This is a genomic window from Streptomyces sp. 13-12-16 (assembly GCF_002114215.1).
In the GTDB taxonomy this organism is placed as follows: domain Bacteria; phylum Actinomycetota; class Actinomycetes; order Streptomycetales; family Streptomycetaceae; genus Streptomyces.
The window spans coordinates 9,346-9,978 of record NZ_NCTE01001513.1; the positions used below are offsets into that span (position 1 = coordinate 9,346).

Below are 633 nucleotides of genomic sequence, written 5' to 3' on the forward strand. Positions count from 1 at the left end.
TACGAGAGGGCGGATGAGGAGGACGCAGGAAACGGCGGACTCGCCTCGCTTGCGCCCGGCGTGATTCCGTGGGTCCTCTCCGGCAAGACCGAGGCCGCCCTGCACGCCCAGGCCGCACGTCTCCTGGCCCGTGTCGAGGCCGCCCCCGAACTGCGTGCCGTGGACCTCGGCCGCTCCCTGGCCACACAGCGCTCCGCCTTCGACCACCGTGCCGTCGTCCTCGCCGACGACCGTGAGTCCGCCGTGCGAGGCCTGGCCGCGGTGTGTGTGGGGGAGAGCGACCCCGCCGCGATCGTCGGCGCGATCGAGCAGGGCCGTACGGCGTTCCTGTTCTCGGGTCAGGGGTCGCAGCGGCTGGGTATGGGGCGTGAGTTGTATGGGCGTTTTCCGGTGTTCGCGGAGGCGTTCGACGCGGTGTGTGCGGGGCTGGACGGGCACCTGGACCGGCCGTTGCGTGACGTGGTCTGGGGTGAGGACGCGGAAGTACTGAACCGGACCGTGTATGCGCAGGCGGGGTTGTTCGCGGTCGAGGTGGCGCTGTTCCGGTTGGTGGAGTCGTGGGGTGTGCGGCCGGAGTTCGTGGCCGGGCATTCGATCGGTGAGGTGGCGGCTGCGTATGTGGCGGGTGTGTTC

1 protein-coding gene is annotated in these 633 nt (G+C 70.5%); it reads left to right on the forward strand.

Annotated elements, in window-relative coordinates; all coding sequences use genetic code 11:
• The coding region (locus B7767_RS49070; protein WP_256923818.1) for an acyltransferase domain-containing protein at positions 1-633 on the forward strand (633 nt) is incomplete at both ends.